At 52.1% G+C, this 16888-nt stretch carries 14 protein-coding genes; 7 read left to right on the plus strand and 7 right to left on the minus strand.

The window, feature by feature from the left end; translation table 11 throughout:
- The first annotated feature begins 65 nt into the window (after positions 1-65).
- Positions 66-959, plus strand: a complete 894-nt coding sequence (locus ACQE32_RS14570) for an AraC family transcriptional regulator (RefSeq protein WP_250650885.1) — start codon at positions 66-68, stop codon at positions 957-959.
- 22 nt (positions 960-981) lie between these two features.
- Here the strand turns inward: ACQE32_RS14570 and ACQE32_RS14575 are convergent, their stop codons facing one another.
- The 5 genes from ACQE32_RS14575 to ACQE32_RS14595 form a co-directional block, all read right to left on the minus strand.
- A complete protein-coding gene (locus ACQE32_RS14575; protein WP_427022006.1) occupies positions 982-1641 on the minus strand; it encodes a DedA family protein in 660 nt (219 codons plus the stop codon).
- A gap of 124 nt (positions 1642-1765) precedes the next feature.
- The gene (metC, locus tag ACQE32_RS14580; protein WP_426973502.1) at positions 1766-2959 is read right to left on the minus strand and encodes a cystathionine beta-lyase; all 1194 of its coding nucleotides are present in this window, start codon (positions 2957-2959) and stop codon (positions 1766-1768) included.
- Positions 2960-3151: 192 nt separating this feature from the next.
- Positions 3152-4438 carry a TRAP transporter large permease gene (locus ACQE32_RS14585; RefSeq protein ID WP_426973504.1) on the minus strand — a complete coding sequence of 429 codons (1287 nt, stop codon included), beginning with the start codon at positions 4436-4438 and terminating at the stop codon, positions 3152-3154.
- Between the two features lie 13 nt (positions 4439-4451).
- A complete protein-coding gene (locus ACQE32_RS14590) occupies positions 4452-4958 on the minus strand; it encodes a TRAP transporter small permease (RefSeq protein ID WP_427022007.1) in 507 nt (168 codons plus the stop codon).
- 52 nt (positions 4959-5010) lie between these two features.
- Positions 5011-5988, minus strand: coding sequence for a TRAP transporter substrate-binding protein (locus ACQE32_RS14595; RefSeq protein ID WP_426973508.1), 978 nt, complete (start codon positions 5986-5988; stop codon positions 5011-5013).
- Positions 5989-6341: 353 nt separating this feature from the next.
- Here ACQE32_RS14595 and exbB point away from each other — a divergent pair, with 353 nt between their 5' ends.
- Together exbB and exbD are read left to right on the plus strand one after the other, a co-directional pair.
- Positions 6342-7079, plus strand: a complete 738-nt coding sequence (gene exbB, locus ACQE32_RS14600; RefSeq protein ID WP_426973744.1) for a tol-pal system-associated acyl-CoA thioesterase — start codon at positions 6342-6344, stop codon at positions 7077-7079.
- Positions 7080-7084: 5 nt separating this feature from the next.
- Positions 7085-7507 (plus strand): TonB system transport protein ExbD, encoded by a 423-nt coding sequence (gene exbD / locus ACQE32_RS14605; RefSeq protein ID WP_085070078.1) that lies wholly within the window; start codon positions 7085-7087, stop codon positions 7505-7507.
- Between the two features lie 329 nt (positions 7508-7836).
- Here the strand turns inward: exbD and ACQE32_RS14610 are convergent, their stop codons facing one another.
- Positions 7837-8730: an SDR family oxidoreductase gene (locus ACQE32_RS14610; RefSeq protein ID WP_085070080.1), complete on the minus strand. Its 894-nt coding sequence runs from the start codon at positions 8728-8730 to the stop codon at positions 7837-7839.
- A 318-nt stretch (positions 8731-9048) separates the two neighbouring features.
- Between ACQE32_RS14610 and ACQE32_RS14615 the strand changes: the two genes are divergently transcribed.
- The 4 genes from ACQE32_RS14615 (at position 9049) to ACQE32_RS14630 (ending at position 15328) form a co-directional block, all read left to right on the plus strand.
- Positions 9049-10374, plus strand: coding sequence for an MFS transporter (locus ACQE32_RS14615; RefSeq protein WP_427022008.1), 1326 nt, complete (start codon positions 9049-9051; stop codon positions 10372-10374).
- Positions 10375-10920: 546 nt separating this feature from the next.
- Positions 10921-13011, plus strand: coding sequence for a putative bifunctional diguanylate cyclase/phosphodiesterase (locus ACQE32_RS14620; RefSeq protein WP_427022009.1), 2091 nt, complete (start codon positions 10921-10923; stop codon positions 13009-13011).
- A gap of 87 nt (positions 13012-13098) precedes the next feature.
- Positions 13099-14508, plus strand: a complete 1410-nt coding sequence (locus ACQE32_RS14625) for a PLP-dependent aminotransferase family protein (RefSeq protein ID WP_427022010.1) — start codon at positions 13099-13101, stop codon at positions 14506-14508.
- A gap of 214 nt (positions 14509-14722) precedes the next feature.
- Positions 14723-15328 (plus strand): hypothetical protein, encoded by a 606-nt coding sequence (locus tag ACQE32_RS14630; protein WP_426973516.1) that lies wholly within the window; start codon positions 14723-14725, stop codon positions 15326-15328.
- Positions 15329-15435: 107 nt separating this feature from the next.
- On the opposite strand, the gene ACQE32_RS14635 is transcribed toward ACQE32_RS14630, so the two are convergent.
- The gene (locus tag ACQE32_RS14635) at positions 15436-16056 is read right to left on the minus strand and encodes a response regulator (RefSeq protein WP_426973517.1); all 621 of its coding nucleotides are present in this window, start codon (positions 16054-16056) and stop codon (positions 15436-15438) included.
- Positions 16057-16888: the final 832 nt, after the last annotated feature.

Raw genomic sequence — 16888 nt, forward strand, 5'->3', positions numbered from 1 at the left:
CCGCTGGAGAATTCTGCTGACCAGGGGCAAACTTGCTGAAAGGTCAACTGACGTGAGTAGAGAAGATGGATCGGGAAGCGATCTGCGCCGGCCTGGCGCAAAAAGTGATTCAGCTGCGTAAAGCCGAACGCGCTGCCTTGCCTGAACTGCCAGAGGTGCAGCTGCTTTATGCTGATAATACCCTGGGCCGCACGCCGGTCATGTACCGGCCTGGCATTGTTATTCTGTTTCAGGGCAAAAAAGTCGGCTATATCGGTACTACCACCTTTAACTACGATGCCAGCAAATATCTGATGCTGACCGTTCCGTTGCCGTTTGAATGCGAAACTTTCGCCACGCCGGAACATCCGCTGGCAGGCATTATGCTGCATGTGGATATGCCAAAGCTGCAGGATTTGCTCATCGAACTTAATAATGACGAAAGCTTCCAGCCTAAGCCGTTAAACCAGGGGATCCACTCAGCCCTGCTCTCAGAAGAGCTGCTGTGTGCGACCGAACGGCTACTGGATGTAATGCAAAAAGATCGCGATGCGCGCGTGCTCGGGCCGCAAATCGTGCGGGAAATCCTCTATTACGTTCTGACCGGTCCCTGCGGCGGTGCGCTACTGTCGCTGGTTAGCCGCCATACCCAGTTCAGCCAGATAGCGCGAGCGCTGAGGCGTATTGAAAGCTGCTATACCGACAGCCTTAGCGTTGAGCTGCTGGCGGCAGAAGTGAACATGAGCGTTTCGGCGTTTCATCATAACTTTAAGGCGGTAACCAGCACCTCGCCGCTACAATATCTGAAAACTTATCGGCTGCATCAGGCGCGCAACATGATGTTGCAGGAGGGCTTAAAAGCCAGCGCGGCGGCAATGAAAGTGGGTTATGAAAGCGCTTCGCAGTTCTCGCGCGAATTTAAGCGCTACTTCGGCGTCACGCCGGGCGAAGAGATCACAAGAATGCGGCTGGCAGGCTAACCGGCCCGCCAGCCGCTAATGCTCAGGCGCGCTGACGGCGCTTTTTCCAGATAAGCGCAACGCTGCCTGCCAGACCCAAAAACAGCAGGGCGACGGGCAGAATAATCAGAATCGCCATCACCTGATCTTCATGACGCTTAATAAAGGGCACCTGACTGATACCGTAGCCGAAAGCGGTAACCATCGTCACCCACAGCAGGCCGCTCAACCAATTAAACAGCTGAAAGCGCCCATTTTGCAGGCCAGAGATGCCCGCCATGGTGGGCAACAGCGTACGTACAAAGGCCAGAAAACGGCCAACCAGCAACGCCATCAGGCCGTGGCGGTTAAACAGATGCCAGGCGCGTTGATGATATTGCGCGGGCAGATGCATCAGCCAGCCTTTCACCAGTCGGGTATTACCCAGCCAGCGACCCTGCAAATAGCTTAGCCAACAGCCGAGACTGGCGGCAGTGGTCAGAATGACCAGCGTAGGGATAAAATCCATCACCCCTTTGGCAATCATCGCGCCCGCCAGCAGCAGCAGGCTGTCGCCCGGCAGGAAAGAGGCGGGCAACAGGCCATTTTCCAGAAACAGCGTAAGAAACATAATGCCGTAAACGATCCAAACCACATCTGGATTGGCCAGCGCGGCAAAATCCTGATGCCAGAGCGCCTGAACAATCTCATGTATCACACCCATGTGCTTCCTCGTTGACTGTGGTAATCGTTTAATTGTAACTGCAAAGGGACACCCGTCTTCTGCCGAAGCATGACAAAGGGCAACCCGTTAAGTATCCGTTTAAGGTTAACGTGATGTTTACCGCTTATGGTTGGGCGATGCGCGCGAAACCGGCGGCTAAATCGTCAATCAGATCGTCGAGATGCTCCAGGCCGATATGCAACCGCACCAGGGTCCCGCTAAAATCCACGCCGTTCACCGGACGAATCGCCGCCAGTTCTTCTGGCTGATTGGCCAGGATCAGTGACTCGAATCCGCCCCAGGAGTACGCCATGCTGAAGTGATGGAAACCATCGAGGAATTCTGCCAGCTTTTCATCGCTCAGTTTTTGCGCCAGCACAAAAGAAAACAGACCACTGCTGCCGCTAAAATCGCGTTTCCAGGCCTGATGGCCAGGACACTGCGGCAACGCCGGATGATTAACGCGTGCCACTTCCGGGCGTGTCGACAGCCATTCAGCTACCGCCAGCGCGCTTTCTTGATGCTGGCGTAGGCGCACCGCCAGCGTACGCAGGCCGCGACTGGTAACATACGCGGTATCCGCATCCACCATTTGCCCCATCAGATAGGAATTTTCACGCAGGCGATCCCAGCAGCGCGCATTGCTGACGGCGGTGCCGATCATCGCATCAGAATGACCCACCAGATATTTGGTGCCTGCCTGAATAGAAATATCCACGCCGTGATCCAGCGGACGGAACAGCAAACCGGCAGCCCAGGTATTATCCAGCATAATAATCGCATCGGGCGCTTTGCTGCGTACCGCCTGCACAATAGCGGGCACATCCTGCACTTCCATAGTGATCGAAGCGGGCGATTCGAGGAAAACCACTTTGGTATGAGGCTGCACCATATCGGCGATATCAGCACCGGCAAGATGATCGAAATAGCGTGTCGTCACACCCAGTTTAGCGAGAAGCTTATTGCAGAAATCCTGGGTAGGCTCATAAACCGAACCGGCCATCAGGACCTCGTCGCCCGCTTCGACAAATGCCAGTATCGCATTGGATACCGCTGCCGCTCCGCAAGGATAAAGCGCACAGCCCGCGCCGCCCTCCAGCTCACACATTGCCTCCTGGAGCGAGAAATGCGTTAAGGTGCCACGGCGGCCATAAAACAGTTCGCCCTGCGCACGCCCGGCGGTGGCGCGTTTTTTATCGGCAACGGTAGCAAATACCAGCGAAGAGGCGCGTTGAATAACGCTGTTAACGGAGCCCTGCGTGTAACGTGGTTGTCGTCCTGCGCTAATCAGTGCGGTTTCAATATTTTTTTTCGACATGCTGCCAGCGGTCCTGCCTTACCTGTAGTGAGGCGTTAACTTACCACGTTTAGCGGGTCGGGGTTGAGAGCGAATTGCCACTATCAGACAGTAGCCAGAGAGAGAAAGGCTGACGACAATCCTTCATCGTCAGCCGGGCATTATTCTTGTCACCGCTACGGCAAAAAAACGTTGCGGCAAAACAAGCGCGCGTTACATCACACCCATCATATGCGGCAGCCACAGAGAAATGGCCGGGACATAGGTTATCAGCAGCAGCACGACAAACAGCACGCAGTAAAACGGTAGCATTGCCTTTACCACCTGCTCCATTTTCTGCTTGCCGACCGCGCTGGCGACAAACAGCACCGAACCCACCGGCGGCGTAATCAGACCGATCCCGAGATTAATCATCATAATCATACCAAAATGCACCGGATCAATGCCCAACGCGGAGGTCACGGGCAGCAGCACCGGCGTCAGGATAAGAATAATCGGTGCCATATCCATCAGCGTACCAATCACCAGCAGCAACAGATTAATGCACATCAAAATGACATATTTATTATCGGAAATGCTGGTGAAAAAATCGGTAATTAGCTGTGGCAGTTGCATAAAAGTCATTACCGCGCCGAAGCCGGAAGCAAAGGCAATCAGCACCATGACAATGGTGACGGTTTTAATGGTGCGAAACAGCAGGATATGTAACTGGCTCCATTTAAAGTCACGGTAGATAAACATGGTGACGAAAAAGGCCCACACGCAGGCGATGGCCGCTGATTCCGACGCGGTAAAAATACCGGATAGAATGCCGCCGAGGATAATCACCACGGTAAACAGGCCCCAAAAAGCGTCAAGAAAGATTTTTATAGCCTGAGGGAAGGGGATTCGTTCACCGCGCGGATAGCCGCGTTTACGCGCAAAGCCAAGGCACATCACCATCAGACATAATCCCAGCAGCAAACCGGGCACGATACCGGCGACAAACAGTGAAGAGATAGTCACTACGCCGCCGGTGGCCAGCGAGTAGATCACTGAATTGTGGCTGGGCGGGGTCAGTATTGCCTGCACGGAACCGCTGGCAGTGACCGCAGCGGCAAAGTCACGCGGATAGCCTTTCTCTTCCATTTGCGGGATCATTACCGAGCCAATGGAAGCGGTATCCGCCACCGAAGAGCCGGAAATCGCGCCAAAAAAGGTTGAGGCAACGATATTCACTAATGACAGCCCGCCGCGGATAAAGCCGACAAAAATATAGGCAAAGTTAACCAGCCGTCGGGCGATGCCGCCTTCAGCCATAATCGCCCCCGCCAGGATAAAAAACGGGATGGTCAGCAAAGAGAATTTATTAACGCCATTAGTAATCTGGATAACGACCGCCTCCAGCGGCAGATCGATCCACCACGCGCCAATAAAAGCGCTGAGTCCGACGGCAAAAGCGACCGGAAAGCCCATCAGCAACAGGATCATCAGACTGCCAATTAAGATCAGTGCGTCCATTATAAGCTCCGAATCAGTGGGTGCCGCCAAGGCTGACCAGCGGGCGCTCGGACTGATCGCCGCACAGCAGGCGTTCAATCACAAACAGAATAGTCAGCAGTGCGCCGACCGGAATGGGCAGATACATCTGACCAAAGGTGATAGCGGGCAGCGAAGCCTGAGGCTGATACCACATCGCTTCGCACAGGGCATAGCTGGCCTGAAAAATAACCAGGCAGGCGACCAGCATGAGCAGATTACTGAGCAGCATCGCTATTTTTTGCCCATGCGCTGAAAGACGATCGGTCACCATTGTTACGCTAATATGGGTGCCTGCCCGAAATCCTACCGGCGCGCCAATAAAGGTGAAAATAATCATGCAAACAATGGCGACCGGCTCTGGCCAGGAGAGGGAATCGTTCATTACATAGCGGGCAAAAATGCCGATGGGGATCACGGTCACCATTAATAATAAAGAAACGGCGGCAATCATCATGCACAGCAGGTAGACCGCATCCATCAAACGTGAATATGCAGACATAGTGTGTTACCTGATTAGCAGCGCCACGAGGAGACGTGGCGCAAGGAAAAGGTTATTTCACCGCAGCGATTTGCTGCATTAGATCCTGGTAGTCTTTACCGTATTGATCGCGGACCGGCTGCGTCGCCTTCATAAATCCGTCGCGATCGATCTGCTGGAAGGTCACGCCGGCCGCTTTCATTTTATCCAGCGATTGCTGGTTATATTCAGCCCACAGCTTACGCTCATCTTCCTGTGCTTCTTTGCCCAGCTTGCGCAACAGGGCCTGATCCTCAGCTGAAAGTTTGTCCCAGCTGCGTTTAGAGAACAGGATCATTTCCGGCTGGATAAAGTGCCCGGTCAGGGTGTAATACTTCGCCACCGGCAGATAGTTATGGGCGACAAAGGTGGGCGGGTTATTTTCCGTGCCGTCCACCACGCCAGTTTGCATCGCGCTGAATACTTCGCTGACGCCCATCGCTACCGGGTTAGCGCCCATCGCCTTCAGCGTTGCCAGCGAAATGGCGCTATTCTGTACGCGGATCTTCATCCCTTTCAGATCCTCCGGCTTCGTTACCGGATCTTTGGTGATCATGTTGCGTACGCCCGCGTCGGTCCAGCCAAGGAACACCATGCGCGAGCGGGGATTCTGCTCAAACTTTTCCACAATCGCTTTGCCGGGTTCGCCGTCCAACACCTGGTGCATATGATTTTCATCACGGAAAATATAGGGCAGCGTCAACACGCCGGTTTCCGGTGCGATAGTCGAGACCGGTGCCAGCGAGACGCGGATCATATCTATCGCGCCGAGCTGCACCTGCTGCAGCGTTTGCTCTTCATCGCCCAGCGTACCGCCAGCATAAATTCGCATTTCCAGCCGACCATTGGTTGCCTGCTTCAGCTTTTCCCCCATATGTTCAAGTGCAACAACGGTGGGATAACCGGCAGGCTGGACTTCCGCTACCTTCAGTACCTTTGCCGAGGCGACTGTAGAAGCAAACAGCGCGGTGGATGCCAGCGACAATGCCAGCAACAGTTTTTTCATTTTCATATGATGTTCTCCTGCGCTTAAAGGGAGCCCGGTTTCTGGTCTGAAAGAGAGGAGAGTAAAGGTCAGAGGCCAGCAGGGCTGATTCACTATAAATAAATTGCGCAGGTGAAAAATTGGCGCAGATGAATTGGATGAATCCCATCACATAATTAAAACGATGTTTTAATAAATTTATACGCAGCGTCACAATTTAAAAACTAACCGCTTACATCATTCCGCCACACCGCCCGGGAAACCACAAAAGCGCGAGAAATGTTTGTAAATAGTAATGAGAACTAGTATCAATTCGCTTTTGTTTTGGTATGATCCGGAACTGTTTGAATGACTCATCTTAAGGTTGGAGAAATAGCGTGGTGACCAATGAACTGATGCAGACGGATCTCTCTGTCTGGGGCATGTATGAACATGCGGACATCGTAGTAAAAACGGTAATGATTGGGTTGCTTATGGCGTCCGTTGTCACCTGGACCATCTTCTTCGGCAAATTCACTGAACTGACCTCAGCGCGTCGGCGTCTGAAACAGGAACAGCAGACGCTGGCGGAAGCGCGTTCGCTGCGTCAGGCAGCCGAGCTCAGCGACAGTTTTCATGCACGCAGCCAGAGCGCGCTGCTGCTACAGGAAGCGCAGAATGAACTGGAGCTTTCAGCTGGTTCAGATGATAACGAAGGCATCAAAGAGCGCACCGGTTTCCGCCTGGAACGACGCGTTGCGGCTATCAGCCGTCACGCCGGTCGCGGCAACGGCTTCCTGGCGACTATCGGCTCTGTGGCACCCTTTATCGGCCTGTTCGGCACCGTCTGGGGCATCATGAACAGCTTTATCGGCATCGCTCAAACGCAAACTACCAACCTGGCGGTTGTCGCGCCGGGCATCGCTGAAGCGCTGCTGGCAACGGCTATCGGCCTGATTGCCGCTATCCCGGCGGTAGTCATCTACAATATCTTTGCGCGCATGATCGCCAGCTACAAAGCGGGCCTGGGCGATGTCGCGGCGCAGGTTCTGCTGCTGCAAAGCCGCGATCTTGACCTGGCGCGCAGCAAAAACGACGCGCAGCCGGTACAGAGTGCGCATAAACTGCGGGTAGGTTAAGCGTTATGGCGATGCGGTTAAATGACGACTTAGACAGTAACGGCGAAATGCACGAAATCAACGTGACGCCGTTTATCGACGTGATGTTGGTGCTGCTGATTATTTTCATGGTAGCCGCGCCGCTGGCCACGGTAGATGTGCGGGTTAACCTGCCCGCCTCGACCAGCGCGCCGCAGCCGCGTCCCGAAAAGCCGGTTTATCTTTCAATTAAGGCAGATAAACAGATGTATATCGGCAATGAAGCAGTGACCAAAGATAAATTAATTGAGGTGCTAAATGCACAGACCGAAGGCAAAAAAGATACCACTATCTTTTTCCAGGCCGATAAGTCTGTGGATTATGAAACGCTGATGAGCGCCATGGATGCGTTACGCGGCGCAGGCTATCTCAAGATTGGCCTGATGGGCATGGAAACCGCGCAAAAGTAACCGACCGGGGCAGTATGCCCCGGTAAACACCCTCTGTTTTTTGTCGCGCTTGTTTGTTACGCGCATGAATAGCGCTAAGCTTTCAACCCACTGCACTTTAAACCCGCCTGCACCAACGTCGCTGTAAAATAAGCCAAAACCTTCAAAGAAAGGAAACTATTATGGCTATGGCTATGGCTATGGCTATGGCTATGGCTATGGTTATGGTGACTCTACGCGCAAATATGAGACCAAAGGGTTGTTGGCGCATAAAAAATGCCGCAGCGTTATCCGCTGCGGCACTCTCGCTACGCTGGAGATAAACCTCCAGAGCACAGGCCAATCAAATCTTAGCCCAGATGTTCACCACCGGTCACGCCATGCACTTCCGCCGTCACATAGCTGGATTCCTGCGAGGCCAGGTAGACATAAACGCCTGCCAGCTCGGCTGGCTGACCAGCTCGCTTCATCGGCGTCTGCTTACCAAACTCCGGTAGTTTCTCCTGCGGCTGGCCGCCGGCGATCTGCAATGCGGTCCAGATGGGGCCTGGCGCTACGCTGTTAACGCGAATGCCTTTCTCTGCAACCTGCTTCGCCAGCGCGCGGGTATAGGCAAGGATTGCCGCCTTGGTGGAAGCGTAGTCCAGCAGATGCGGGCTTGGCTGGTAAGCCTGAATGGATGACGTGGTAATAATTGAGGCGCCTTCCGGCAGTAACGGAATAGCGGCCTGAGTGATCCAGAACAGAGAGAACACGTTGGTCTCATAGGTTTTACGGAACTGCTCAGTGGTCAGCTCAGCAATCTGTTCAACCGCCACCTGTTTACCCGCTACCAGCGCCAGGATATCCAGCCCGCCCAGTTCTTCATGCGCCTGCGCGACCAGCTGTTTACAAAACGCCTCTTCACTGATATCGCCCGGAATCAGCACAACTTTGCGGCCTGCCTCGCGGATATAGTTGGCCACTTCTTCTGCGTCACGCTGTTCAGCGGGCAGGTAGTTAATCGCCACATCCGCACCTTCACGGGCATAGGCAATAGCGGCGGCACGGCCAATACCGGAATCAGCGCCGGTTACCAGCGCCTTGCGTCCTTCGAGGCGCTGGCTGCCACGGTAGCTTTGCTCTCCGCAGTCCGGCACCGGCTGCATATCCTGCTGGATGCCAGGTGCGGGCTGGCGCTGTTTCGGGTATTCACCGCTGTAATACTGGGTGAGAGGATTCTGCATTTTATTCTGGTCTGCCATGTTTCCTCCTGATGTATTCAAAGAAAATTCACTGTTAAGGCTAGGAGAAACCCACGGGTTGTCGAGTCCTGTAACTGCTCATACCAGTCAAGTCACTGTCAGCAATAGAAAAAAGCGTGAAGAAAAAATGCGAGAAAATATTAATAAATATGAATAATCCCCATCAAAAAGTGCATTTTCCAGCGAAAAATAATCCCTACGTCGCTTTGTTAAATAATGGTTACTAAAGCGATCGTTTTGTAAACTGAAATGGTGATTATCATCACATTATGCGGACAGGAATCGGGCTACAACGGGAAAAAACACAAGGAAGCCAGTATGAAGTCAGCTAAAAATTTACAAAACTCGCGCCGCAGCGCCGCTAAAACCATCTTCAGCGTCACCAGCGGCAATTTTCTCGAAATGTATGATTTTATGGTATTCGGCTATTATGCCAGCGCAATCGCCAAAACCTTCTTTCCAGGCAATAATCCATTCGCCTCGCTAATGTTGACGCTAATGACCTTTGGCGCAGGTTTTCTGATGCGTCCGCTGGGCGCAATTGTATTGGGTGCGTATATCGATCATCACGGAAGGCGTAAAGGTTTGCTGCTTACGCTGGGGCTGATGGCGCTGGGCACGCTCACTATCGCCTGCGTACCGGGCTACGCCACGCTCGGCGTCGCCGCGCCGATTCTGATCCTGCTGGGACGTTTATTGCAGGGGTTCTCCGCCGGCGTCGAGCTGGGCGGGGTTTCTGTTTATCTGAGTGAAGTCGCTCCCAAAGGACGTAAAGGTTTTTATGTTAGCTGGCAGTCCGGCAGCCAGCAGATCGCGGTGATCTTTGCCGCGCTGCTTGGCCTGCTGCTTAACCATCTGCTGGCGCCGCAGGAGGTCACCGAATGGGGCTGGCGTATCCCGTTTGTGGTGGGTTGCCTGATTGTTCCGTTTCTGTTCTGGATCCGTCGTATGCTGGAAGAAACTGAAGCCTTTAGTCAGCGTAAGCAGCATCCTTCAATGCGCGCGATTATGCGTACGGTTGCCGGTAACTGGGCGTTGGTGTTGGCAGGTATGCTTATGGTGGTAACCACTACCGTGATGTTTTACATGATCACCGCTTTCACCCCGACCTTCGGCAAAACCGTGTTGATGATGAGCGATAAACAGAGCTTTCTCGTTACGCTGTGTATCGGGCTCTCCAACCTGATCTGGCTGCCGCTAATGGGGGCCTTATCTGATCGCGTTGGTCGTCGTCCGTTATTAATTACCTTTACCCTGTTAATGATAGCGACCGCCTGGCCTGTGCTGCACTGGCTGGTGGGATCACCCTCTTTTAGCCATCTGCTGGAGGCGGAGCTGTGGCTCTCTTTCCTTTATGCCAGCTATAACGGCGCGATGGTGGTCTACCTGGCCGAAGTCATGCCTGCCGAGGTGCGTGCCAGTGGCTTCTCGCTGGCCTACAGCCTGGCGACTGCGCTGTTTGGCGGCTTTACGCCAGCGATTTCCAGCTATCTTATTCATGCGACCGGCGACAAAGCGATGCCTGGCGTCTGGTTAACCATCGCTGCGGTCTGTGGCTTGCTGGGAACTTTGCTTATCAGGCGTTTGCTGAAGCAGTATCAAAGGCGTCAGGGTGGCGTTGTCGCGGCCTCTACGGCAGGGTAATAACGCACCTAATCAATAAATGACTTTTACTGTATAACCCGCTCTGGCAAAGCGGGTACCAGAAAATGGAAATTTTAATACCACATATTTATTAAGCCGCAGCACGTTAGGGACCTGGACTTATTTAAGGTCAACCCGCCGATCCCCCTCAGTGATATCTATCCGAAAATGTTTAACAGTGTTATTTTCTTTTTTGGCATGAGAAAGATCGCCTTTTTATAGGCTAACCTGACTAAGCTGGCACTAAAAACAAGTTGTTATAAAGCCTTATTGCTGGCAGGGAAATAAGCAGGCAGGCCTGAAGTCCGTCAGTACCAGGGGTTATTTGCTAAATAAACTAAAACAATTTTTATATATTTTTCATTTATCGTTGAACAATGTCCGCCGCTGGCAGGATGTTGTTTCCGGCAATCTCTTTTATTCATCAAGAGAGTGGTAAGTATTGGGTCTGGTATGCCGATAACTTATCCAATGCAAACCGTGTAACGCTTGCTGTTGCTTTTTTAACTTTGCGCCTGCTGCAGGCATTAACTGGCGGATAAGTCTATGTTGATAATGTCTTACGATACGGTAATGGTTATCGTATCGATACTCGTGGCTTTTCTGGCTTCCTATACTGCGCTGGATATGGCAGGCCGGGTAGTAAACAGCACCGGCAGAGCTGCTCAGGCCTGGCTGCTTGGCGGTGGATTTGCCATGGGTATTGGCATCTGGGCGATGCATTTTATCGGTATGCTGGCAATGAAGATGCCGATGATGATGAGCTACAACGGCCCGCTGACGCTACTGTCGATGATTATTGCTGTCGCCGCCTCGCTGTTTGCACTGTGGATCGTCTGCTACGGTGAACTGCGCTGGCCGCGCTTAAGCTATGGCGCATTGATTCTGGGCAGCGGCGTGGCAGCGATGCATTACACCGGTATGGCCGCGCTGATGCTTGAGCCGGAGATTATCTGGAAATGGGGCTGGGTGCTTGTTTCGGTGGTTATCGCCTTGCTGGCATCAGGCACTGCGCTGTGGCTGGCGTTCCGGCTGCGTAAAGGGGCAGGCCGTCTGGCGCTGCTGCGCGCGGGCGCGGCGATAGTCATGGGGTTTGCTATTGCCGGTATGCACTATACCGGCATGGTCGCCGCCAGTTTCCCCACCCAAAGCCATATGATGCACCAGGGCGTAGACAGCGACTGGCTGGCGATTCTGGTGGCGGTGGTCTCGCTCTCTATTCTCGGTATTACGCTATTGGTTTCGATGCTTGATGCGCGCATGCAGGCGCGTACGTCAATGCTCGCCTCATCCCTGGCGGAAGCCAACCGCGAGCTGGCGCAACTGGCATTGCAGGATAATCTGACGCGCCTGCCGAACCGTATTCTGCTGGAGGATCGTCTCGATCAGGCGATCAATAAAGCGACGCGGGAACATAGCCGTTTTGCGCTGATGTTTATGGATCTTGATGGCTTTAAGGCGGTCAATGACGCATTTGGACATCATATCGGTGACAGTCTGCTGGTAGCGGTGACGGAACGTATGACCACCAGTATCAACGGGCATTACACGCTGGCGCGGCTGGGCGGCGATGAATTTGTGCTGCTGATGGAAATCGAAGAGCCAAACGAAGCTGCGGTTACCGCAGATGCGCTGGTCAAGTTGATAGGGAAACCCTTTAACATCTCACGCTATGAACTTAATGTTTCGATCAGTATCGGCATTGCGGTTTATCCGGGAGATGGCGTTGATGAACGTGAACTGATGTTTAACGCCGATGCTGCCATGTATCACACCAAAAACAACGGGCGCAACGGCTATTATTTCTTCCAGCCTTCAATGAACACCATTGCGCAAAATCAGCTTCAGCTGATCAACGATCTGTGGCTGGCGCTGGATAAAAGTGAGCTGCGGCTGTTCTATCAGCCGAAATATACCGCACCAAGCGGCCCGATTGTGGGCTTTGAGGCGCTGCTGCGCTGGCAACATCCGCAGCATGGCCTGCTGCCGCCGGATACTTTCCTGCCGCTGGCGGAAAAGAGCGGCTTGATTATTGGCGTAGGTAACTGGGTAATTAATGAAGCCTGCCGACAGCTACATGAATGGCATAAACAGGGGCATAAAAACTGGTCCGTAGCGGTTAACCTGTCGGCGTTGCAATTTGAACAGAATAGCCTGGTTGATACCGTCATGATGGCGCTGGAAAAACATCATATCCCGCCGCATCTTCTAACGCTGGAGGTCACTGAAACCACCGCGATGCGCAATCCTGATGAGAGCGTGCGCATTCTCACGGCGCTAACCGATCTCGGGGTGAATGCTTCGATCGATGACTTCGGTACCGGCTATTCCAGCCTGCTCTATCTGAAACGTCTGCCTGCCAGCGAACTGAAAATCGATCGGGCCTTTGTAAACGAACTCAGCGAAGACAGCGGAGATGCCACCATTGTCTCTGCAATTGTGGCGCTGGCGCAGTCGCTTAACCTCAAAGTGGTGGCGGAAGGGGTAGAGACGCCGGAGCAGCAGGCCTTTTTAACCCATCTTGGCTGTAACAGCTTACAAGGCTATCTGTTGGGAAAACCGATCCCTCCTGAGCGTATCCATGAGCTGAAAGAATTTATCAAAACTCAGGAGAACGAGTCAGCTGAAATTGCCTGATAGAGAAAAAGGGCGGCTGGGATATCCGCTGTACCCGGGAAAAACTATAATAGTTGCCCTTTAGCCTTCCGGGACCTGTAACAGTTTATGGCAAAGTATCTTCAGCTAGTGGAGCAAATCCAGGCGCAAATAGATGCCGAAATCTGGCTGCCGGGCGAAAAGCTCCCTTCGCTGCGCGATCAGGTTAGCCAGAGCGGCATGAGCCTGATGACGGTGATGCATGCTTATCAGGTGCTGGAGAGCCAGGGCAGCATCGTTTCACGACCGCAGTCCGGCTATTATGTTGCGCCGCGCGCTGAATTTCTCAGCCAGCCGGTTAACCATCAAAAGGTGCAACTGGCAGAGGCGGTTGATATAAATTCCTTTATTTTCGATGTGTTACAAGCCTGCCGCGATCCACTGATTATCCCGTTCGGCTCCGCCTTTCCCGATCCGGAGCTTTTTCCGCAGCGCCAGCTAATGCGCGCCCTGAATCATGTTTCTCATCGTCTGACGCCGGGCGACGCCATTAATAATCTGCCACCCGGCAACGAAGCGCTGCGTAAAACGCTGGCTCGTCGCTACGCTCAACAGGGGATTGCCGTTTCGCCGGATGAGATTGTGATTACTAACGGAGCAATGGAGTCGCTAAGCCTGAGTTTGCAGGCGGTCACCGAGCCAGGCGATTGGGTGGTGGTAGAAAATCCGACGTTTTACGGCGCGCTACAGGCTATTGAACGTCTAAAGCTAAAAGCCGTGGCCATCGCCACCGATCCTCAGCACGGCATGGATTTAAACGAGCTTGAGCAGGCGTTAAAACGCTGGCCGATCAAAGCCTGCTGGCTGATGACCAATCAGCAGAATCCGGTAGGGTTTACCCTGAGCCGGGAGAAAAAAAAGGCGCTGGTTGCGCTGTTGGCAGCGCATCAGGTGGCGCTGATTGAGGATGATGTTTACAGCGAGCTTTACTTCGGTGCCGATAAACCGTTACCGGCTAAAACGTTTGATCGTCAGGGTAACGTACTGCACTGCTCATCCTTTTCCAAAAATCTGGTAGCGGGCTTTCGCGTAGGCTGGGTAGCGGCGGGCAAACAGGCGCAGCGTATTCAGCGGCTGCAGCTAATGAGTACGCTTGCCACCAGCGCGCCGATGCAGCTGGCGCTGGCGAACTACCTGAGTACCCGTAGCTATGACAGTCACTTGCGCAAGCTGCGTCAGGTGCTGGAGCAGCGCAAAAATCTGGCCCGGCAGTCGCTCAAGCGCCATCTGCCTTATGGCACCAAAATCAATGACTCACGCGGCGGCTACTTTTTATGGATTGAACTACCCGGACAGGTAAACGCGACACAACTCTACTATCGCGCGCTGGGACATAACATCAGCATCGCGCCAGGCAGCATGTTTTCCTCAGGACAGCAGTACGCGAACTACTTTCGCTTTAATACTTCCTGGCCGTGGGATAGCGCACAGGAAGCGGCTGTGGCCATCCTGGGAGGGTTGATTGCCGCCATGATGTAACAAGCGTTAGCAAAAAGCTGTAACAGTGGCCTGGCATACTTTAACGCGGCCATGAAAATGCGTAAAAAAATGAATGCACGCCACGCTGGTAGGGTAATTTGACTTAAGTATTGAAATTCAAAGAAATTTATTGGGAATTGGTCGTTATTCCTATTGCAAAGTTATTAACTTTTGCCACAATCAATTAACATTATGACCAACATGGAGGCGTAGTATGTTTCCCTCATCGTGCAGTCTTATGACAATGATGTCATTTGCGGCAGGCACACCTTTTGCGGGGACGTCCAACAACCCGCAGCATCTGATGCTGGCTATGCCTTCAAACGGTATTCCGAATAACCCGTTGCCGTTGATTATCTACCCGCGCGTGGTGCCAAATGATGTTGAGGACATTGCGGCCTGGTTCGAACAGCGGTTTACGGAACACCACTGGCCGCCACGCTGGCGCGCAAATATTTTTCCCTGGACGCATTATCACTCTAACTGTCATGAGCTGTTGGGCGTCAGCGCGGGCTGGGCTGAAGTACTGTTTGGCGGCGAAAGCGGCCGCATGGTAACGCTGCGCATGGGCGATGCGGTACTTATTCCAGCAGGCGTAGGGCATCAGCAGGTTGCAGCCAGCGAAGATTTCTTTACCGTTGGCGCTTATCCGGCAGGCATGGAGCCCGATACGTTGCGTGACGATAGAAGTATCCTGGAGAAATCCCTGAGCACCATTAAACGGGTGCCGTTACCGCAGTTCGATCCGCTAACCGGCGGCGAAGGTGCGGTAACCGATTTTTGGCATCCCGTTGCGCAGCAACAGGCCCATCATAATTAAACCAGAGACGGGGCGGCGACAGGCTGCCCGCTCGGGTTAAATTCATCGCTTTTGACACGCCTGTTTTATTGAAAGAATTAAAGAGATCTCTGTACGCAATTAACCGGTTAAACCAGATAATTTCTTTTAGCGACTTCATTAATATCAACCACGCTTTTTATACCCAGCTTGCGCAATATTTTAATTTTATAGGTGCTGATGGTTTTATTGCTAAGTGAAAGCTGTAAGGCTATTTCTTTATTAGAATATCCGGCAGCCAGTTTCCTGAGTACCGTTAGCTCTCGGCGGGAAAGCGACATTAATTTTTCACTTTCTGAATGCACCGCTTTTACCTCTGTATCTTGCGAGCAGGGATAGAATTTAATACCTTTATCGATGCTGCGAATCGCCTGTAACAGCTGGGTAATATCATGACTTTTACACAAATAGCCATCAACGCCCAGCAGCAGGCAGCGCTGCATATGGAACTTGCTTTCGGAGGCGGTTAATACGATGATTTTTTGCTGTACGTTAATACGCTTCAGGCTTTCAATGACTTGCATACCGTCCCTGCCCGGAATATTGAGATCCATAATCACCAGATCGGGACGATGCAGGCCAACATCCGCAATCACCGAAACGCCATCCTGCGCGATGCCGGCAATGGTATAGCCGTTAGCGCGTAAATACGTCTTAATGCCCGAACAGATAAAAGGGTGGTCATCAACAATAAATACTGTGTTAATCATAATTAATCCTGAGTGATATTATAAAATCCATAAATAATAATATTTATCCATTTGTATTCCTGGCGTAGTCAGTGAAGCAGTATAACTTTCCACCTAATCTATCAATGTGAGAATTGTCTCTAATTAAGCTGCGTTACTGATACGCAACGCGCCGCTATTCTCTGATTTGAATGCAAAACCGGTAGGTTTAATTACTCACAGGGTCTGCTTTCTCACAACTTTTTAAATCCGGCCTCTCATCAAAAAGTAAAAATATGGGAAAGGATTATTTACTGCCAGAGATTGATTGAAGACAAAATTCAGGGAAATAAGTTATTGAATAAAGCTTCTCTGTAAAAACTATTATTAACGACAGCAGGTTTAACAAAAGTTGGATGAAGTAAATATTAGTCCCGTTTTTTTAAATAAAACAGACGGGCCTGGGCATACAGCAGAAAACCAGCGCCTTTTTACGCTTAAAGCGGAACCGCATCACAGGAATGATGAGAGAACTGTACTTAAGTCCGGTGAGTCTGCTGTGTAAACGTTTACGCTGTGTTTTTGTGACCCAGAGCCGTTTAGCGTAATAATTATTTTGTGCGTGTCAGGGAGGGATAAGCCATAGAATCAAGCTTTCTGGCAGCGTAGCGATAAATTAAATCCTTTACTCTTAGCGGTATGGCGCGCTTTTCCCAACGCATAGCAAACTTAAACGCAAGCCAACCCGTTTAAGCTATACCAGATACGAGAGAATTCCATTACTCTCAGGCTAATGTTTTGACGTCAACCTTAATTGATGCTTCAGCCTGTCAGGCGGAAACTTCCTGCTGTCGATTTTAGTTAAATCACTATC

This window comes from Pantoea sp. FN0302 (genome assembly GCF_050113775.1).
Classification (GTDB): domain Bacteria; phylum Pseudomonadota; class Gammaproteobacteria; order Enterobacterales; family Enterobacteriaceae; genus Mixta; species Mixta alhagi.